The organism is Rhodanobacter spathiphylli B39, from assembly GCF_000264295.1.
Taxonomy (GTDB): Bacteria; Pseudomonadota; Gammaproteobacteria; order Xanthomonadales; family Rhodanobacteraceae; genus Rhodanobacter; species Rhodanobacter spathiphylli.
Map to the genome: position 1 here is coordinate 290,581 of NZ_AJXT01000004.1, position 18,260 is coordinate 308,840.

16 protein-coding genes are annotated in these 18,260 nt (G+C 68.0%); 8 read left to right on the forward strand and 8 right to left on the reverse strand.

Annotated elements, in window-relative coordinates:
* Positions 1-68 precede the first annotated feature (68 nt).
* Positions 69-998, forward strand: a complete 930-nt coding sequence (locus UU7_RS02030; RefSeq protein WP_007804892.1) for a 5'-nucleotidase — start codon at positions 69-71, stop codon at positions 996-998.
* Between the two features lie 8 nt (positions 999-1,006).
* On the opposite strand, the gene UU7_RS02035 is transcribed toward UU7_RS02030, so the two are convergent.
* Positions 1,007-1,648, reverse strand: coding sequence for a LysE family translocator (locus tag UU7_RS02035; RefSeq protein ID WP_007804893.1), 642 nt, complete (start codon positions 1,646-1,648; stop codon positions 1,007-1,009).
* Positions 1,645-2,499, reverse strand: a complete 855-nt coding sequence (locus tag UU7_RS17310; RefSeq protein WP_007804895.1) for an NIPSNAP family protein — start codon at positions 2,497-2,499, stop codon at positions 1,645-1,647. The genes UU7_RS02035 and UU7_RS17310 overlap by 4 nt, the downstream gene beginning before the upstream one ends.
* Before the next feature lie 93 nt (positions 2,500-2,592).
* On the opposite strand from UU7_RS17310, the gene UU7_RS02045 reads away from it, so the two are divergent.
* Complete coding sequence (locus tag UU7_RS02045) at positions 2,593-3,555, forward strand: helix-turn-helix transcriptional regulator (RefSeq protein WP_040672747.1); 963 nt, start codon at positions 2,593-2,595, stop codon at positions 3,553-3,555.
* Between the two features lie 13 nt (positions 3,556-3,568).
* On the opposite strand, the gene UU7_RS02050 is transcribed toward UU7_RS02045, so the two are convergent.
* Entirely contained in the window at positions 3,569-4,444 is an 876-nt protein-coding gene (locus tag UU7_RS02050) for a DMT family transporter (protein WP_007804898.1), read from the reverse strand.
* A 121-nt stretch (positions 4,445-4,565) separates the two neighbouring features.
* On the opposite strand from UU7_RS02050, the gene UU7_RS02055 reads away from it, so the two are divergent.
* The 4 genes from UU7_RS02055 to UU7_RS02070 are packed head-to-tail and all read left to right on the forward strand — an operon-like array spanning position 4,566 to position 9,114.
* Positions 4,566-5,735 (forward strand): acyl-CoA dehydrogenase family protein, encoded by a 1,170-nt coding sequence (locus tag UU7_RS02055; protein ID WP_007804900.1) that lies wholly within the window; start codon positions 4,566-4,568, stop codon positions 5,733-5,735.
* 16 nt (positions 5,736-5,751) lie between these two features.
* A complete protein-coding gene (locus UU7_RS02060; RefSeq protein WP_007804902.1) occupies positions 5,752-6,294 on the forward strand; it encodes a GNAT family N-acetyltransferase in 543 nt (180 codons plus the stop codon).
* Complete coding sequence (locus UU7_RS02065) at positions 6,291-6,797, forward strand: nucleotidyltransferase family protein (RefSeq protein WP_007804904.1); 507 nt, start codon at positions 6,291-6,293, stop codon at positions 6,795-6,797. Before UU7_RS02060 ends, UU7_RS02065 begins: the two co-directional genes overlap by 4 nt.
* Before the next feature lie 40 nt (positions 6,798-6,837).
* Positions 6,838-9,114: a thiamine pyrophosphate-dependent enzyme gene (locus UU7_RS02070; RefSeq protein ID WP_007804906.1), complete on the forward strand. Its 2,277-nt coding sequence runs from the start codon at positions 6,838-6,840 to the stop codon at positions 9,112-9,114.
* A 21-nt stretch (positions 9,115-9,135) separates the two neighbouring features.
* On the opposite strand, the gene UU7_RS02075 is transcribed toward UU7_RS02070, so the two are convergent.
* The 3 genes from UU7_RS02075 to UU7_RS02085 form a co-directional block, all read right to left on the reverse strand.
* A complete protein-coding gene (locus UU7_RS02075) occupies positions 9,136-10,899 on the reverse strand; it encodes a GGDEF domain-containing protein (protein ID WP_007804909.1) in 1,764 nt (587 codons plus the stop codon).
* A 324-nt stretch (positions 10,900-11,223) separates the two neighbouring features.
* On the reverse strand, positions 11,224-14,775 hold the full coding sequence (gene mfd / locus UU7_RS02080; RefSeq protein WP_007804910.1) for a transcription-repair coupling factor: 3,552 nt from the start codon (positions 14,773-14,775) through the stop codon (positions 11,224-11,226).
* A gap of 155 nt (positions 14,776-14,930) precedes the next feature.
* Positions 14,931-15,536 (reverse strand): GNAT family N-acetyltransferase, encoded by a 606-nt coding sequence (locus UU7_RS02085; RefSeq protein ID WP_007804913.1) that lies wholly within the window; start codon positions 15,534-15,536, stop codon positions 14,931-14,933.
* A gap of 189 nt (positions 15,537-15,725) precedes the next feature.
* Between UU7_RS02085 and UU7_RS02090 the strand changes: the two genes are divergently transcribed.
* The gene (locus tag UU7_RS02090; RefSeq protein WP_007804914.1) at positions 15,726-16,127 is read left to right on the forward strand and encodes an MmcQ/YjbR family DNA-binding protein; all 402 of its coding nucleotides are present in this window, start codon (positions 15,726-15,728) and stop codon (positions 16,125-16,127) included.
* Positions 16,124-16,516, forward strand: a complete 393-nt coding sequence (locus tag UU7_RS02095; protein WP_007804916.1) for a VOC family protein — start codon at positions 16,124-16,126, stop codon at positions 16,514-16,516. Before UU7_RS02090 ends, UU7_RS02095 begins: the two co-directional genes overlap by 4 nt.
* Positions 16,517-16,520: 4 nt before the next feature.
* Here UU7_RS02095 and UU7_RS02100 read toward each other — a convergent pair whose 3' ends face one another.
* Both UU7_RS02100 and UU7_RS02105 read right to left on the reverse strand, forming a co-directional pair.
* Positions 16,521-17,060: a DUF2058 domain-containing protein gene (locus UU7_RS02100; RefSeq protein WP_007804917.1), complete on the reverse strand. Its 540-nt coding sequence runs from the start codon at positions 17,058-17,060 to the stop codon at positions 16,521-16,523.
* 57 nt (positions 17,061-17,117) lie between these two features.
* Complete coding sequence (locus tag UU7_RS02105; RefSeq protein WP_007804919.1) at positions 17,118-18,260, reverse strand: hybrid sensor histidine kinase/response regulator; 1,143 nt, start codon at positions 18,258-18,260, stop codon at positions 17,118-17,120.

Sequence of the window (18,260 nt, forward strand, 5' to 3'; positions counted from 1 at the left end):
GTTTGCTCCCCCGCAACCACCCCGGCTTTGCTAGATTCAATGCCGTCCCCTGACCCGATGCGGAACGCATGACCACTCCCACCGCCGATGCGCACGATCCGGCCGCCGTTGGCGACAACCGACTCGTCGTGGCCATTTCCTCGCGCGCGCTGTTCGACCTCGGCGACAGCCACGCCTTGTTCGAGCGCGATGGCCTGGACGCCTATCGCGCATTCCAGATCGATCACGAGAACGAGATCCTGCAGCCCGGCGTGGCCTTTCCGCTGGTGCAGAAACTGCTCGGCCTCAACAAGCTTGCCGGCGACGTGCCGCCGGTCGAGGTGATCCTGCTGTCGCGCAACTCCGGCGACACCGGTTTGCGCATCTTCAACGCGATCCAGCACCACGGACTGGAGATCAGCCGCGCGGCATTCACCAGCGGGGCGCCTACGTCCGATTACATCGCACCGTTCAAGGCGGATCTGTTCCTCTCCGCCAATGCCGAGGATGTCGGTCGCGCGCTGGCCGCCGGCGTGGCTGCGGCCACCATCCTGCCCAGCACCGCGCCGCCGCGTGCCAGCGAACAACTGCGCATCGCGTTCGATGGTGACGCCGTGCTGTTCGGCGACGAGGGCGAACGGGTGTCACGCGAGGAAGGGCTGGAAGCCTTCCATCGCAGCGAGACCGAGCACGCCGCCGAGCCGTTGTCGGTCGGTCCGTTCCGCGGCTTCCTCACCGCGCTGCACCGGCTGCAGGCGGCGTTTCCGGCCGAGAACTCGCCGATCCGCACCGCTCTGGTCACGGCGCGCTCCGCGCCCGCGCACAAGCGGGTCATCCTTACCCTGCGGCGCTGGGGTGTGCGCATCGACGAGGCGCTGTTCCTCGGCGGCCGCGACAAGGGTCCGTTCCTCGATGCGTTCGGCGCCGACATCTTCTTCGACGATTCCCCGGCCAACGTGGAGTCCGCGCGCAAGCACGTGGCGACCGGCCACGTGCCGCACGGCGTAAGCAATCACTGAGGCCCGGTTCAGGGCTGCATGCCCCTCCACCCCTCGACGCCCGTGAACATCGCGGCCGCGACCAGCAGCGCGCCCACGCAGCGCGTCGCCATGGTCCCGGCGGCAGGCTTGCCGTGCAGCCATTGCCGCGCCCGATCGGCCAGCAAGGTCACGCCGCCGTAAACGCACAACTGGTTGAGCGCGATGATCAGCCACATCACCAGTGCCTGCAGCCAGATCAATCCATCTTCCGGGTGCAGGAACTGGGGGAAGATCGCCAGCATGAACAGGTAGGCCTTGGGGTTGAGCAGGCTGGTCAGCATGCCCTGGCGAAACGTCGCGACACGCGAGCGTGGCTGGGTATCCGGCTGCAAGCCGAACGAGACGCCGCTGCGCATCAGCGAGACGCCGATCCACGCGATGTACAGCGCGCCGGCCAGCAGCAGGGCGTTGAACGCGCCGGGCACCAGCTTGATCAGCACGCTGATGCCCAGCGCCGTCATCAGCACATGGCAGATCCCGCCGGCGACGATGCCGGCCACGGCGGCGAAGCCGCGGCGGCGTCCGCCGGCCAGCGCGCTGCCCAGCACGAAGGCCATGTCCAGCCCGGGCAGCACCACGATGCCAAAGACCAAGGCGAAGAACAGCCACAGCTGTTCGTAGTGGCTCATGGCGCGCCCTCCGCATTCGGATCGGACAACCAGCGCAGGCGCGAGCGCGGGGTCGGGTCCATCACCACGCGCTCCGGCGTGCCGCGCAGCAGGCCGCTGGCGGCGAGCGACTGTTCGGCGGCCGCCAGCCGTGGCATCAGTTGCTTGTCCAGCGTGGCGTTGTCGCGGACCACGCCCAGCCACACCAGGAACGGCCCGTCGTTGCGTATCGGCAGCTGCGGGAAGTTGTTCGGCACGTCCAGCGACACCAGCACGCCGGCCGGGTGCACGCCTTCGACGCGATAGGCGTCGAACGCCGCCTCGGCCTGTTTCGCGAAGGCTTCCTCGCTGCCCTTCTTCACCGCGAAGATCTGCGCGACCACGACACCCCGTGCGCCGCTTTCTTCGGTGACCGGGTCCACCGCAGGCAGCACGCTGACGCCCTGATCCGCGTGCAGCGGGCGCAACAGCATCACGTTGTCGCTGTCGGGCAGGATCGCGTTGACCTTGGCCCGGTGTTCCTTCCACAGCGGCCCGTAGTAGAACGCCGCGTTGACGATCGCTCGCGCGTTGATGTCGTGGAAGCCGCGCAGCCAGGTGAAGCGGTCCGGATGCCCGCGCTCGGCGAACTGACCGAACACCATCGCGCCGAGCTGCTCGAAGGCCTCCGGGAAGTACGCGTCGAAATATTTGACGAAGTGCGCCAGCTCGCCGTCGCTGGTGACGTAACGACGGAACTCGACGACCTGGTAATCCTGCAGATGCTGCACGCTTTCCATCGTGGGGGCCTCGTTGGTGGCGTGTGCCGACAGGGCGGGACCGAGCGCGATGGCCGCGACGGTGCCGGACAACAGTCGTTGGACGTGGTTCATGGGGATTCCTGGCTGAGCGCCGAGTCGCGCGAGACCTACGCTAAGGCACATACAGGGCAATAATCGCCCTGATTCGCCGTTACCATGGCGACCATGGCCAAACCCACCACCCGCGTGCTGGCGGTGCTCGACCTGTTGCAGAGCCACGGCCGCATGAGCGGGCCGGAACTGGCGCGCCGGGTCGGCGTCGACGTGCGCACGCTGCGGCGCTACATCGTGGCGCTGGAGGACCTCGGCATCCCGCTCACCACCGAGCGCGGCCGCGCCGGTGCCTACATGCTGGTCGCCGGCTTCAAGTTGCCGCCGATGATGTTCACCAACGACGAGGCGGTGGCGCTGTCGGTCGGCCTGGTGGCGGCGCGGGGGCTGGGCCTGGCCGAAGCGTCACCGGCGGTGGAAAGCGTGCAGGCCAAGCTGGCGCGGGTGATGCCCGACAAGTTGAAGCGCCACGCGAATGCGATTGCCGACACGGTGAAGGTGGACCTGTTGCCGGCCTCGGGCACGCCGGGCAGCAACGCGGCACTGATCGCGTTGGCGGGTGCCGCGCAGGCGCAGCGGCGGGTGCGGATGCATTACGAATCGGCCGCGGGCGTGCGCACCGAGCGCGAGTTCGATCCCTACGGCCTGGCCTGGCGGGCCGGTGCCTGGTACGCGCTGGGCATGTGCCACCTGCGTCATGGCCTGCGTTCGTTCCGGCTCGATCGCGTGGGCGAGGTGAGCCTGCTCGAACCGTCGTTCCGGCGACCGCTGGGTTTCGATGCGCTGGGTCAGCTGCTGCAATCCATCGGCGCGATCGCCCATGCCCACCCGATCGAGGTGCTGCTGCACACGGACCTGCAGACGGCGCGCCGGGTGTTCTCGCTTGCCTTCGGCGTGCTTGAGCCGGTCGAAGGCGGCGTGCTCCTGCGCAGCAGCGCCGATGATCTCGACTGGTTCGCCCGCCAGCTGGCCGGGCTGGCGTTCGACTTCGAGATCCGCAGGCCTGCGAAGCTTCGCGTCGAACTGGCCCGTTGCGCAGCAAGGCTGCAGCGCCTGGCCGCGACGGCCGCCGGCTGAGCCTTGGCGGCCCTCACACCACCCGCGCGCGCCTCCACCAGCGCGTGACCCTGTCCTCGCGCACGAAGGTGAACAGGCCGGCGCCCAAGATGATCGCGATGCCGATCGCCATCGGCCAGTCCAGCGCGTCGTGGAACAGCACGTAGCCCAGCAGCACCGCCCACAGCATCTGGCTGTACTGGGTCGGCGCGACGTGGTTGGCCGGCGCGCGCTGGGTGGCCAGCATCAGCAGCACCGAGGCCAGCGCGGCGAGCAGGCCGTAGCCGAGCAGGAACAGCCACTGCGCCAGTCCGGGCCAGCGGAAGTCGGCCAGCATCATCAGCCCGGCGAACAGCAGCGAACCGATCATGCCGGCGCCGTACAGGGTGAGGCGTTTCTCGTGGGGGCCGGCCAGGCGCAGCGCGATCATCGAGATCGCACCCGAAAGTCCGCAGAGGATCGCTGCAAGATGGCCGATGCCCAGCACCCGGAATCCCGGTCGCAACACCACCAGCACGCCGATGAAACCGGCCACCACCGCCGACCAGCGGCGCCAGCCCACGTGCTCCTTCAGCACCAGCACCGACAGGATGGTGACGAAGATCGGCAGCAGGAAGATCAGCGCGAACGCCTCGGCCATCGGCAGCGCGGTGAACGCGACCACGGCGGAAATGCTGCCGATCGCGCTGGCCACCGCGCGCACCAGCCACAGGCCCTGGCGCTGCGCCTGCACCACGTCGCGCCAGCGGTCGCCGGGGCCCTTGATGAAGGGCAGGGCGGTCAGCCCCAGCATCGCGCCGAAGAACACCGCCTCGTAGGGTGGCAGCGAGCCCCGCAGCAGCTTCACGAAGGCATCGCTGAGGGCGAACGCGGCGAAGGCCATGAAGCCTAGCAAGACGCCTTTGAACATGGGATTCCGGAGCGGCGGGGTGACCGGCGGGAATTGTACGCGTCGCAAGCCCGCTTTCGGCCTGCGGGGCAGGTCAGCCCGCGCTACAATGCCCGCTTTACGTGCCCTTGCCGGAGCTTCCATGGCTGTCAGTCTGAATCCGCTCGATCTGTACGATGTCCGCTCGCTGCTCACCGACGAGGAGCGCATGGTGCAGGACTCCGTCGGCCGTTTCGTCGACGAGCGCGTGTTGCCGATCATCGGCGATTGCTTCGACCAGGGCCGCTTCCCGAAGGAGCTGATCCCGGAGATCGCCGGACTGGGCCTGCTCGGCGCCACCATCCCCGAGGAATACGGCGGCGCCGGCATGAACGGCGTCAGCTACGGCCTGATCTGCCAGGAGCTGGAGCGCGGCGATTCGGGCCTGCGCAGCTTCGCCTCGGTGCAGAGCTCGCTGTGCATGTACCCGATCTATGCCTACGGCAGCGAGGAGCAGAAGAAGCACTACCTGCCGCAGATGTCGGCCGGCGAGGTGATCGGCTGCTTCGGCCTGACCGAACCGCACGGCGGCTCCGACCCGGCCAACATGAAGACCAACGCCAGGAAGGATGGCGGCGACTGGGTCATCAACGGCGCCAAGATGTGGATCACCAACGGCAACCTGGCGCACATCGCGATCGTGTGGGCGCAGACCGAGGACGGCATCCAGGGCTTCGTGGTGCCGACCGACACGGCCGGCTTCAAGGCGCAGGAGATCCACAAGAAGATGAGCCTGCGCGCCTCGGTCACCAGCGCGCTGTTCTTCGACAACGTGCGCGTGCCGGACAGCGCGCGCCTGCCCAACGTGAAGGGCCTGAAGGGCCCGCTGGGCTGCCTGACCCAGGCGCGCTACGGCATCACCTGGGGCCCGATCGGCGCGGCGCAGGCCTGCCTGAAGGAAGTGCTGGACTACACGGCCGAGCGCATCCTGTTTGGCCGTCCGCTGGCGTCGAACCAGGCGGTGCAGTTGAAGATGGCCGACATGGCCAGGCGCATCACCACCGCCCAGCTGCTGTCGCTGCAGCTCGGTCGCCTGAAGGATGCCGGCAAGATGCAGCCGACCCAGGTTTCGCTGGCCAAGTGGAACAACTGCCGCATGGCCATCGACATCGCGCGCCAGTGCCGCGACATCCTCGGCGGCGCCGGCATCACCACCGAGCACGGCGCGATCCGCCACGCGCTGAACCTGGAATCTGTGATCACCTATGAAGGCACCGAGACCGTGCACGAGCTGGTGGTCGGCCGCGAACTGACCGGCATCAACGCGTTCTGACAGGGGTTTGCCGCGCATGGATTTCGATTCGCTGCGCATCGACACCGAACGCCTGATCCTGCGGCCGCCGCGGGCAGAGGATTTCGACGCCTATGCCGCCAACATGGCCGACGCCGAAGCGGCCCGCTTCATCGGCGGGCAGCAGGTGCGCGCCGTGGCGTGGCGTGGATTTCTGGCATCGAGCGGGGCGTGGATGATCCAGGGCTTCTCGATGTTTTCGGTGATCGAGAAAAGCAGCGGCCAGTGGATCGGCCGGCTCGGCCCCTGGCATCCGGAAGGCTGGCCCGGCACCGAGGTGGGCTGGGGCCTGGCCCGCAGCGCCTGGGGCAAGGGCTATGCGCTGGAAGGCTGCATAGCCGCGATCGACTGGACCTTCGACCGGCTTGGCTGGGACGAGATGATCCATTCCATCCATCCGGACAATCGCGCCTCGCAGGCGTTGGCACAGCGGCTGGGTTCGACCTGCCGCGGCCCCGGCAGGTTGCCGGCGCCGTATGAGGATTCGCCCAACGAAGTCTGGGCACAGACCCGCGAGCAGTGGCGCCGGCGTCGCGCATGAGCCACCTGTCGCCTGCGCTTTACGCCACCCTGGCCGAGATCGTGCCTGACCTGCACGTGCAGTGCGTCGATCCGTGGTGCCTGATCGGCAGCACCGCGGCGCTGCTGCTGGGTGCGCAGACCGGCGCGGCCGATGTGGATGTGCTGACCTCGCGGGCGGACGCGGAACGCCTGATGGCGCACTGGGCAGCGCGCCGCGAGTCCGCGTTTGCGCCAGCCGACGACGATCGCTTCCGCTCGCATTTCGCCCGTTTCCGTTTTCCCGGTGCGCCGGTCGAGGTGATGGGCGCGCTTGAACTCCATGTCGATGATCGCTGGCAGCCCGTGCTGCCGGGAAAGCTGGTGCTGGCCGGCGTGAACGGCCTCGCCGTGCCGGTGCCTTCGGTCGACGACCAGATCCGTCTGCTTGCAAGCTTCGGTCGCGAAAAGGACGCGCCCCGCATTGCCGCCTTGCGCGCACTGGCCGCTCCGCTCTTCAGCGTGCCCGTCGTATCCCTCCATTGATGCCGCCTTGCGGCTGCCTGTCCACCCACACGAATTCGCCATGACCGCCATTCCGTTTGCCATCAGCGCTCGCCACAAGGGTTTCAACCGTGCCGAGGTCGTCGACCAGAACTTCATCGAGTTCGTGCAGTTGTGGAATGGCGAGGTGCGCGCCGCGCCGCGCGATGACGCTGCGGTGCTGCCGGGCAGCGCGCTGGATGCCCGCGGTTTCCGCGAGCTTCTCGAGTCGCAGCTGATCTCGCGTCACCTCGACCTGATGGCGCGCGTGCTGCGCGTGCAGAACAAGGTGTTCTACACCATCGGCTCGTCCGGCCACGAGGGCAACGCGATGGTGGCGCGGCTGACCCGCCACACCGATCCGGCCTTCCTGCATTACCGCTCCGGCGGCTTCATGGCCGAGCGCTTCCGCAAGATTCCCGGCATGGACCCGGTGATGGATTCGGCGCTGTCCTTCGCCGCCAGCAAGGACGACCCGGCTTCCGGCGGTCGCCACAAGGTCTGGGGGTCCAAGCCGTTGTGGGTGCTGCCGCAGACCTCGACGATCGCCTCGCACCTGCCCAAGGCGCTGGGCACCGCAGTGGCGATCGAGCAGGCGCGCCGCATCGGCCATCAGCTGCCGATTCCCGATGACAGCATCACGATCTGTTCGTTCGGCGACGCCTCCAGCAACCACGCCACTGCGCAGACCGCGTTCAACACCGCGGCGTGGACGGCCTACCAGAAGCTGCCCGCGCCGGTGTTGTTCGTGTGCGAGGACAACGGCATCGGCATCTCGGTGAAGACGCCGTCGGGTTGGGTCGCGAACAACTACCAGCATCGCGCAAACCTCGACTATTTCTTCGCCGACGGTCTCGACATGGCCGAAGGCTACGCCCAGGTGCAGCGCGCGGTGGAGCATTGCCGCACGACGCGCCGGCCGACCTTCCTGCACCTGAAGACCACCCGCGTGATGGGCCACGCCGGCACCGACTTCGAGATCGAGTGGCGCAGCATCGAGGAGCTGTTCGCGGTCGAATGCTCCGACCCGCTGCTGCGTTCGGCCGGCATCGCGCTGGAGTCCGGCCTGTATTCGAAGGACGAACTGCTGAACCTGTACGAAGCCACCCGCAAGCGTTGCTTCGCTGCCGCCGAGGATGCGGATTCGCGCCATCGGCTGACCTCGCTGGACGACGTGATGGCCCCGCTGGCGCCGTACACGCCGGCCGCGGTGAAGGCCGAGGCCACGCGCGCCGACTACGCCGAGAAGCGCCTGGCGGTGTTCGGCGGCGAGGCGAAGCTGCCCGAGAAGCTGCCGCCGCGGCATTTGGCCATCCAGATCGGCCAGGCCCTGCACGACCTGCTGGCGAAGTATCCCGAGGCGCTGCTGTTCGGCGAGGACGTGGCGCAGAAGGGCGGCGTGTATACCGTCACCAAGGGCCTCAACAAGACCTTCAAGGGCAGCCGCGTGTTCAACACGCTGCTGGACGAAACGATGATCCTGGGCCTGGCCCAGGGCTACGCCAACATGGGCATGCTGCCCATGCCGGAGATCCAGTACCTGGCGTACTTCCACAACGCCTGCGACCAGATCCGCGGCGAGGCGGCCTCGCTGCAGTTCTTCTCCAACAACCAGTACCGCAACCCGATGGTGATGCGGGTGGCCTCGCTGGGCTACCAGAAGGGTTTCGGCGGCCACTTCCACAACGACAACTCGATCACTGCGCTGCGCGACATTCCCGGCCTGGTGGTCGGCTGCCCCAGTCGCGGCGACGACGCGGCGATGATGCTGCGCACGCTGATGGCGCTGGCCAAGGTGGACGGCCGCGTGTGCGCGTTCCTTGAACCGATCGCGCTGTACATGACCAAGGATCTGTACGAGGCCGGCGACGGCCAGTGGCAGTTCGAGTATCCGGCACCGGACCAGGCAATGACGCTGGGCGAGGGCCGCGTCTACGACGAGGCGGCGAATGACCTGGTGATATTCACCTTCGGCAACGGCGTGCCGATGGCGTTGCGCGCCGCGCGCACGATCGAAGCGGAGTTGAAGTGGCAGGTGCGCGTGGTCGACCTGCGCTGGCTGGCGCCGCTCAACGATGCCTTCATCGCGGCACAGGCACGGACGGCCAAACGCATCCTGGTGCTGGACGAGGGTCGCAAGAGCGCGGGCGTGGGCGAGGGCGTGATCACCGCGATCGTCGAGGGCGGCTGCGGCGCCACGCCGCTGCATCGCGTGGTCGGTGCCGACACGTTCACGCCACTGGCCGGTGCGGCGCTGCTGGTGCTGCCTGGCGAGGCCGACGTGGTGGCCGCGGCGAAGGAGCTGGCGGCGAGGTCCTGACGGACGGCGCGGCGCGATGGCCTACTTGTCCGATTCGCGCCGCTCCACGATGTGCAGGCGCCGGCCCGGAGACGGGGCGGCGCCGCGCAGCTCGCCATCGTCCTGGCGATACATGCAGACCCGGTTGCGCCCCTTGAGCTTGGCGTCGTACATCGCCTGGTCGGCGCGCTCGACCAGCGATTCCACGTCGTCGTCATGCTGGCGGATGGTGATGCCGATGCTGATGCTGAGCAGCGCCTCGGCACTCACCGGAATCTCCAGACGGTGAATGCGGCGACACAGGCGGGTGGCCACGTGCATGGCCTGTTCCGGCCGCGTGTTGTCGAGCAGGGCGACGAACTCCTCGCCGCCGTAGCGGCCGAACAGGTCGCCGGGCCGGAGCTCGGCGGTCAGCGCATTGGCGACCGCGACCAGGGCGCGGTCGCCGGTGTTGTGGCCCTGGCGGTCGTTCAGCAGCTTGAAGTGATCGAGGTCCAGGAACAGCAGGGCCATCGGTTGCGCCGTGCCGGCCGATAGCAGGGTGTTGACCCGTTCGGTCCAGCCGCGGCGGTTGAGCACGTTGGTCAGCGCGTCGCGGTCGGCCAGCACGCGCACCACGTCGCGGTCGTGGCGCAGGCGCAGCGCACGGTCGGCCAGTCCCAGCGACAGGACCACCGCCTCGAAGGCGCCGCCGGCCACGCTGGCGTCATTGAGCCAGTCCAGTTGCGGCAGGGCGCCGTTGACCTGGGCGCTGCTCAACGCGGTGAGCAGCAGCAGCGGTGTCCACCCGACCAGGAAGAACCAGGCCTGCCGCGAACCGCGGGCGGCCGCCACGATGGCGGCTATCAGCAACAGCGCCGCGCCGATCATCAGCAGGGGGTTCAGCAGGATCTGCGCCACGTGCACCAGCAGCGGGATCTGGCTGCTGCGCATCAGCACCAGCTGGATCATGCCCACCGCCAGCGCGGTGATCGGCACCCGCAGCAAGGGCGCATAACGCTGCAGTTCGCAGAAGCGGGTCATGAACAGCGAGGCAAACGCCACCGACAGTGCGACCGCGGCGGGGCCGACCATCACGGCCATGCCTGACAGCCATTCCCATTCGAGCGGATGGAACACGAAGCCGGTCTGGATGCCCTGGATCAGGCAGTAGCAAAGGATGTAGCCCGCGTACCAGGCATAGGTGACGTCCCGCAGCATGCCGGCAAAACACAGGGCCATCAGCACCATCGCCAGCATCACCGCGAAGCAGGCACTGGCGAACACCAGCCATTGCGCGTCCTGCTGCAGGTAGTCGCGCATGGGCTGGATCTCGAAGCGCACCGGCGCCACCAGGGTTGCCGAGGGCTCGAAACGCAGCAGGATCGGTGCGGACGCGGCCATGCCGGCGGGAACCTGCCATGCCAGCCGGCCGTGACCGTGGAAGGATGCGCTGAAGTCGTCCAGCGCCAGGGCGGTCGACGTGCTCCCGGCGAACACGGCGACGTTGGCCAGGGTGGGCGGGTAGATCGTCAATACGCGCTCGCTGTTGTCCCAGGGCGGTTGCGGCGCGATGACCACCCAGCTGCCGCCGCCGTCGTGGGGAAAGCGCTGCAGCAGCGAAGGGTCGAAACTCTTCAGTGCGCCCTCGCGGTATTCCGCGATCACCGCCGCCGGCGTGTCTCCGCTGCGCACCTGGCGCCAGGCTCCATTCAGCGGCGTGGCAGCATGGGCCACTCCCAGGGCGAGCCAGAGCAAGGTCGACAGCAGGGCGCGCCATGCAAGTGGCGGATGCCGTGGTGTCAGAAGTGTGAGCAGCCTCTCCATCTGCCTTTCTCCGCCCTGCCGAATTCCTGCGGGATCGCACGCGCTGGATCGTGTTGCCGGAAAACATGGGTAAGGTGGCACCGGCGCATCCCCTGCGCCGGCCGACGGGCCACGGACCCACCGCGCAGCATGCTCCCGACGGGTCGACTATCCAACCTGCCGACCTTTGCGGCCAGTGTCAAGCACGCCCCGTGCCAGTGCTCCGGCGGCGCTCGCAAACCTCGGCGCGAGCGCGCTGCGGCGCCCCGTCCCGGTGGCCCCCGTCGCGACGCGGGCGCCGGGACGGGTCCAGTCCGGACCCTGGGCGTCAGCGATGTGGCGCCGTCAGCCCGGTCGGCGCGCGCCCAGCAGCACCAGCACTTCCTGGGCACTGCGGATGCGCTCGCTGGCGCCGGGCAGGTCGAGGATCACCTTCAGTTTGTCCTGGCCGTCCAGCTTGTAAACGCGGGGCAGTTGCTGGATCAGCCTGATGATGGCCATCGGGTCGATCTCGGGTTTCTCGCGGAAGGTGATGCGGCCGCCGTTGGGGCCGAAGTCCAGCTTGCGGATGCCCAGCGGGGTGGCCATCAGTTTCAGGCTGGCCACCGCGAACAATTGCTTGGTGGCATCGGGCAGCAGGCCGAAGCGATCGATCATCTCGACCTGCAGGTCGCGCAGGTCGTCCTCGCTGCGGGCGCTGGCGATGCGCTTGTACAGGGTCAGGCGGTGATGCACGTCGCCCAGGTAATCGTCGGGGATCAAGGCGGGCAGGTGCAGCTCGACTTCGGTCTCGTGCTCGGAGCTCAGGTCGAAATCCGGCACCTTGCCGGACTTCAGCGCGCGTACCGCCCGATCGAGCAGCTCCGTGTACAGGCCAAAGCCGATCTCCTGGATCTGGCCGGACTGCTCGTCCCCGAGCAGTTCGCCGGCACCGCGGATTTCCAGGTCGTGGGTGGCCAGGGTGAAGCCGGCGCCGAGTTCCTCCAGCGAGGCGAGTGCTTCCAGCCGCTTCTGCGCGTCGGCGGTGATCGACTTGCGGTCGGGCACCACCAGGTATGCATACGCGCGGTGATGCGAACGGCCCACGCGACCGCGCAGCTGGTGCAGCTGGGCCAGGCCGAAGTGGTCGGCGCGATTGATGATGATGGTGTTGGCGCTGGGGATGTCGATGCCGGTTTCGATGATCGTGGTGCACACCAGCACGTTGAAGCGCTGGCGGTGGAAATCCGCCATCACGCCTTCCAGTTCGCGCTCGGGCATCTGGCCGTGGGCGATGCGGATGCGCGCCTCGGGCACCAGCTCCTCCAGTTCGCGCACGATCCGCTCGATGCTCTGCACCTCGTTGTGCAGGAAGTACACCTGGCCGCCGCGCGACAGCTCGCGCTGCAACGCCTCGCGGATCGTGGCCGGGTCCCAGGCCGAGATGAAGGTCCGCACGGCGCTGCGATGCGCCGGCGGCGTGGCGATCAATGAAAGGTCGCGCAGGCCGGCCATCGCCATGTTCAAGGTGCGCGGGATCGGCGTGGCGGTCATCGTCAGCAGGTCGACCTCGGCACGCAGCTTCTTCAGCTGCTCCTTCTGGCGCACGCCGAAACGCTGTTCCTCGTCGACGATGACCAGGCCCAGGTTCTTGAACCGGATGTCCGGCTGCAGCAGCTTGTGGGTGCCCACGATCACGTCGATCTGGCCGTCGGCAAGACGCTTCAGCGCCTCGTTCACTTCCTTGGTCGACTTGAAGCGCGACAGCACGTCGACCCGTACCGGCCAGTCGGCGAAGCGGTCGGCAAAGTTGCGGTAGTGCTGCTGGGCGAGCAGGGTGGTCGGCACCAGCACGGCAACCTGCTTGCCCGCGGTGGCGGTGGCAAAGGCGGCGCGCAGCGCCACCTCGGTCTTGCCGAAACCCACGTCGCCGCAGATCACCCGGTCCATCGCGCGGGGCGCGGCCAGATCCTCCAGCACGGCCTCGATCGCGGTTTCCTGATCGGGGGTTTCCTCGAACGGAAAGGTGCTGCCGAACTGTTCGACCATCTGCCGGTCGATCGGCATCGACTCGCCGCCGCGTGCCTGGCGCTGGGCATAGATCGCCAGCAGTTCGGCGGCCACGTCGCGCACTTTTTCCGCGGCCTTCCGGCGCGCGCGTTCCCACGCATCGCCGCCCAGCGAATGCAGCGGCGCCAGTTCCGGCGCGGTGCCGGAGTAGCGGCTGACCAGGCCCAGCTGTGCGACGGGCACATAGAGCTTGTCGCCCTTGGCGTATTCGATGGTGAGGAACTCGCCATCCATGCCGCCCACATCCATCGAGGCGAGGCCCTGGTAGCGGCCCACGCCGTGATCCACGTGCACGATCGGCGCGCCGATGGTGAGCTCGGTGAGGTCGCGGATGATGCTTTCCGGATCGCGCGCGGTGCCGCGGCGGCGCTTGCGGTCGCGCTCGCTGCGCACCCGCTCGCCGTAGAGTTCGCGCTCGGTGAGCACGGCGAGCGCGGGTTTGGTCAGCGCAAAACCCTGTTCCAGCGGAGCGATGGTGATCGCGAACTTGACTCCCTCCCCTGCTTGCAAGGGAGGGTTGGGGAGGGGTGCTCTGGCTTGTGCTTCTTCGCCAGCCGGAGCAACCCCCTCCCGGCCTCCCCCTGCACGCAGGGGGAGGAGGAAAGCGCTCCAGTCCTCGATGACTTCGGGTTTCAACCCCGCCGCGGCCAGCGTCTCGATCAGCGCCTCGCGCCGCCCCGCCGAATCCGCCGCGATCAGCACGCGGCCGGGATAGCTGGACAGGAAATGCCGCAGCGACGTGCCGGGTTCCTCGCCCTTGCGATTGAGCGGCAGCTCCGGCGCCGGCTGGGTGCCGGTGTCGATCGCGTGCTCGTGGCCGGCTTCGACCACTTCCACCCGCAGCCGCCTGTTGAGCTGTTCGCGCAGTTTCTCCGGCGGCAGGTAGAGCTCGGCCGGCGGCAGCACCGGGCGCTCGATGTCGTGCGCGCGCTGGTCGTAGCGTTCGGCGGTCTGCGTCCAGAACTGCTCGGCCGCTTCGCCGGCGCCTTCGCCCAGCACGAACAGCGCGTCGTCGGCGAGGTAGTCGAACAGCGTGGCGGTTTGTTTGAAAAAGAGTGGCAGGTAGTACTCGATGCCGCCGGGCGTGACGCCTTCCTTCATGTCCTGGTACAGCGGGCAGCGGCGCACGTCGATCGGGAAGCGTTCGCGCAGGTTGCCCCGGAATTCCTTCGCCGCTTCGTCGGTCAGCGGAAACTCGCGTGCCGGCAGCAGCTCGACCTTGTCCACCTGCTGCTGCGAGCGCTGGGTTTCCGGATCGAAGCTGCGGATCGAATCCACCTCATCGTCGAACAGCTCGATGCGATACGGCTCGGCCGTGCCCATCGGGAAAACGTCGAGCAGGGCGCCGCGCACGGCGAAGTCACCGGGCTCGGCCACTTGGGGCACGTGACGGTAACCGGAGGCCTCAAGCCGGCGCTGTTCGGCGGCCAGGTCGAACTTCTGGCCCCTGGACAGCACCAGTCCGGAACCGGTGATGTGCGCGCGCGGCGCGATCCGCTGCATCAGCGTGGCGATCGGCACCACCAGCACGCCGCGTTTCACGCCGGGCAACTGGTACAAGGTGGCGATGCGCTGCGAGACGATCTCCGGATGCGGGCTGAACACGTCGTAGGGCAGCGTTTCCCAGTCCGGGAAATGCAGCACCGGCAGACCGCCGGCGAAGATCTTCAGCTCCGATTCGAGCGCCTGGGCGCGCTGGGTATCGCGGGTTACCGCCACCAGCAGGCCTTCGTGCGAACGCGCCGCCTCGGCAATCAGCAAGGCCCGGCCGGAGCCATGGGGCGGCGTCCAGTAGCGGCGTTGCTTCGGGGTGGTCGGCAGGGGCGGATGCTTGATCGGGCTGGTCATGGGGACGCGTGTGCAGGGCGCCGCCAGAAGTGCCGCGCCGGGGAAAGCGGGCAAGTGTAACGCGATGTGCCGGAGCGCCTGCCGAGCGGGCGAAAAATCTGACGGCGTTGCTCCCTCCCCTGCAAGCAGGGGAGGGCCGGGTGGGGTAGAGCCTTTCAGAGCTTCAGCGTGATCTGCGCCGTGCCCGGTTCGTCCGGCATCATCCGCTGGGTGAAGCCCAGCTCCCGGCACAGCTGCAGCATCGGCCGGTTTTCCAGCAGCACGTAGCCCCAGAGTTCGGCGAGGCCGCGGCGGCGGCAATCGTCGACCAGGCGCTGCATCAGCAGGGCGCCCAGGCCACGACGGGACCAGTCCTGCTCCACCAGCACCGAGAACTCGGCACTGTCGGTGGCCTCGTCGACATAGATCCGGCCCACGCCACGCATCTCGGCCGGTTGCTCGGACTCGTCCATCAGCACGCAAGCGGTCTCGAGCGCGGGGTTGATGCGGCACAGGCGTTGGGCCATCGGCGCAGGCAGCTCGGACATCGCGTGCAGGAAACGGCGGCGGATGTCCTCCGGCGACAGCCGGGTGAAGCAGCGCTGCATCGCGGCCACGTCGCTGGCCTGGATCGGTCGCAGCACCAGTTCCCGCCCGTCCTGGGTGCGCACCTGCTCACCCTGCGGGGACGGCGCCACGCGGGGACGGGCGAAGCGTTCGCTGCTGCGCGGCGGCAGTGCGGCGTAGCGGGTGGGGGCGGCGAAGTCGATGGCAGGGATCATGGCAGCTCCATACTTTTGCGTATTGTGTGCACCGCAGCATGAATTTGCAATGACGGAAGCTGCGGTGGGCTGTCACATGGTTGCGCGCCATGGCATCGACCGGTTCGCGGATGGTGCAGCACGGGAGATACAGACAGAAATGCCTTGGCCCTCCACAATGCGGGCCGAAATCCCCACCGGAGCGATGGCATGGCCCGCAAACCCGTTCGCGGCCTAACGGCGGCCCAGCTGCAGGCGCTCTGCGGCCACTGGCCGGGAGTCACCCGTGACACCAAATGGGGTGTCGACATGGTATTCAGCGTGGGCGGCAAGATGTTTGCGGTGATGCCGTCCGATGGCAGCGAGGGCGGGCGGCTGTCGTTCAAGGTGGACGACGACCGTTTCCTCGCGCTCACCGATCAACCCGGCATCATTCCGGCGCCGTATCTGGCGCGGGCGCACTGGATATCGATCACCGAACCGCAGCGCTTCGCCACCGCCGAACTGGCCGCGTACATCCTCGACGCGTACACCCTGGTCCGCGCGAAACTCACCAAAAAATTGCAGGCGGAGCTGGGGCCGCTGCCGACACTCAAGGCGGAAAGGGCATGAAACAGCATCTGGGCGCGCTGGCGCTGCTGGTCGCCGATTACGACGAAGCGATTGCCTGGTACACCCGGGCGCTGGGCTTCGAGCTGATCGAGGACACCGACATGGGCGGCGGCAAGCGCTGGGTCTTGCTGGCGCCGCCGGGCTCGCACGAAACGCGCCTGCTGCTGGCGAAAGCGAGCGGCGACGAACAGGCCTCGCGCATCGGCAACCAGACCGGTGGCCGCGTCTTCCTGCTGCTGCACACCGACGACTTCCAGCGCGACTGGCAGCGCATGCGCGCCCAAGGCGTGCATTTCCGCGAGGAGCCGCGGCACGAGAGCTACGGCACGGTGGCAGTGTTCGAGGATCTGTACGGGAACGGCTGGGATTTGCTGGAATTGAAGCGCTGATGCGCTACCAGATCAGGTCGTCCGGCACTTCGAACTGCTTGTAATACTCGTCGTCGGCCTCGTTGCCGGCCGTGGCTTCCGCGTGGCCGTGGTCGAGCACGATCATCGCCGCGTCACGTTCGCGCACCTTGTCGGCGGCCACGCGGGGCAGCAATTCGTAGCCCTCGCCGTGGCGCACGATCACCAGCGTGCCGGCGGCCAGCTGCGCGCGCAGCGGTTCGTTCACCAGCACGTCCCTGATCCGGTTGCCGTCGGTGAAGCGGTAGGCGATCTCGCCTTCGCGTTTGATCTTGTGCGCCTCGACGATCTGGCGCACCTGCGCGCGTGCCTCGTTGAGGCGCAGCTGCGCATTGCGTTCGGCGGCGATGGCCCGATCGCGCTCGGCCTTTTCCGCCTGCAGGCGCTGCGCCTCGAGCTGTTCGGCGCTGGCGGCTGCGGGCGCCTTGCCCTTGTGCTTCTTTGCCTGTTCGCGCACGACCTGGGCGGCCTTGGCCTTGTTGACCAGGCCGGCCTTGAGCAGTTGTTCCTGCAGCGGATTGCGCATGTTCGGGAGGTCCCGGTTGTGCTGGGCCGGCCATTGTAGACCGGGCCGCGACCCGCTTCAGCCACCGGCCACGGGCGTGGCCGGGCCGCGGCGACGGATGCGCACCTCGAACTCGGCGTGTCCGTCGATGTTCCGTGCGCTGGCTTCGCCACCATGCGCACGGGCGAACTGATCGACGATGTACAGGCCCAGGCCCAGGCCCTCGCTGCGGCTGCCGGCACCCTTGAAGGGTTCGAAGATGCGCGGCAGCAGGGCGTCCGGCACCTGGCCGGCGTTGCGCACGACGATGCGCAGCTGTTCGGCCTCGCTGCCATCGACGGTCACTTCGACCGGTGCGTCGACGGCGCCGTGCTGCAGCGCGTTGCCGATCAGGTTGGAGAACACCTGGCCGAGCCGGTCGGTATCGAAGCACCCCTGCAGCGCGCCGTGCGTCGTCAGCTCGATGACCCGATCCGGATGGGCCTGCTGCGCTTCGCTGACGGCGTTGCCGGCGATGGTGCCGAGGTCGCCCTCGCGCCATTCGAGGTGCAGGATGTCCGAACGGATGCGCGAAAAATCGAGCAGCTGGCCGATCATCCGGCCCATCCGCATGATGCTGGCCTCCATCGCCGCCACGGTCCTGGCCAGCGGGCCGTCCTTGACGTGGGAACGCAGGCTGTCGGCACCCAGCATGATCACGGTGAGCGGGCTGCGCAGGTCGTGGGTGAGCACGGCGATCATGGTTTCGTTGAGCGTGAGCGAGCGCTCGAGCATCTCGTTGCGGGCGCGCAGCAGCACCCGGTTCCGGTGCAGCTCGATGAAGACGTTGACCTTGCTCTGGATCACGTGCGGGTCGATCGGCTTGTACAGGAAATCCACCGCGCCGCTCTCGTAGCCCTTGAACGAACGCGTGGGGTCGTTGGGCGAGGCGGTAAGGAAGATGATCGGCACGTTGCAGGTGCGCTGCGAGCCGCGCATCAGCTCGGCCAGCGTGAAGCCGTCCATTTCCGGCATCTGCACGTCCAGCAGGGCCAGCGCCACGTCGTGGACCAGCAGCAGTTCCAGTGCCTCGGCGCCGGAGGCGGCCTTGAGGATGTGCATGGTCTCGCTCTGCAGCAGCGCTTCCATCGCCACCAGATTCTGCGGAACGTCGTCCACGATCAGGATGTTGGTGGTCGGCGTCGCGCCGGTGGCAAGTTCGTCGGAGAAGTGTTCTTTCAT

Excerpts from the sequence above, each read along its gene's own strand:
- UU7_RS02030 (WP_007804892.1), top strand. The coding sequence starts at position 69 with ATGACCACTCCCACCGCCGATGCGCACGATCCGGCCGCCGTTGGCGAC.
- UU7_RS02035 (WP_007804893.1), bottom strand. The coding sequence starts at position 1,648 with ATGAGCCACTACGAACAGCTGTGGCTGTTCTTCGCCTTGGTCTTTGGC.
- UU7_RS17310 (WP_007804895.1), bottom strand. The coding sequence starts at position 2,499 with ATGAACCACGTCCAACGACTGTTGTCCGGCACCGTCGCGGCCATCGCG.
- UU7_RS02045 (WP_040672747.1), top strand. The coding sequence starts at position 2,593 with ATGGCCAAACCCACCACCCGCGTGCTGGCGGTGCTCGACCTGTTGCAG.
- UU7_RS02050 (WP_007804898.1), bottom strand. The coding sequence starts at position 4,444 with ATGTTCAAAGGCGTCTTGCTAGGCTTCATGGCCTTCGCCGCGTTCGCC.
- UU7_RS02055 (WP_007804900.1), top strand. The coding sequence starts at position 4,566 with ATGGCTGTCAGTCTGAATCCGCTCGATCTGTACGATGTCCGCTCGCTG.
- UU7_RS02060 (WP_007804902.1), top strand. The coding sequence starts at position 5,752 with ATGGATTTCGATTCGCTGCGCATCGACACCGAACGCCTGATCCTGCGG.
- UU7_RS02065 (WP_007804904.1), top strand. The coding sequence starts at position 6,291 with ATGAGCCACCTGTCGCCTGCGCTTTACGCCACCCTGGCCGAGATCGTG.
- UU7_RS02070 (WP_007804906.1), top strand. The coding sequence starts at position 6,838 with ATGACCGCCATTCCGTTTGCCATCAGCGCTCGCCACAAGGGTTTCAAC.
- UU7_RS02075 (WP_007804909.1), bottom strand. The coding sequence starts at position 10,899 with ATGGAGAGGCTGCTCACACTTCTGACACCACGGCATCCGCCACTTGCA.
- mfd (WP_007804910.1), bottom strand. The coding sequence starts at position 14,775 with ATGACCAGCCCGATCAAGCATCCGCCCCTGCCGACCACCCCGAAGCAA.
- UU7_RS02085 (WP_007804913.1), bottom strand. The coding sequence starts at position 15,536 with ATGATCCCTGCCATCGACTTCGCCGCCCCCACCCGCTACGCCGCACTG.
- UU7_RS02090 (WP_007804914.1), top strand. The coding sequence starts at position 15,726 with ATGGCCCGCAAACCCGTTCGCGGCCTAACGGCGGCCCAGCTGCAGGCG.
- UU7_RS02095 (WP_007804916.1), top strand. The coding sequence starts at position 16,124 with ATGAAACAGCATCTGGGCGCGCTGGCGCTGCTGGTCGCCGATTACGAC.
- UU7_RS02100 (WP_007804917.1), bottom strand. The coding sequence starts at position 17,060 with ATGCGCAATCCGCTGCAGGAACAACTGCTCAAGGCCGGCCTGGTCAAC.
- UU7_RS02105 (WP_007804919.1), bottom strand. The coding sequence starts at position 18,260 with ATGAAAGAACACTTCTCCGACGAACTTGCCACCGGCGCGACGCCGACC.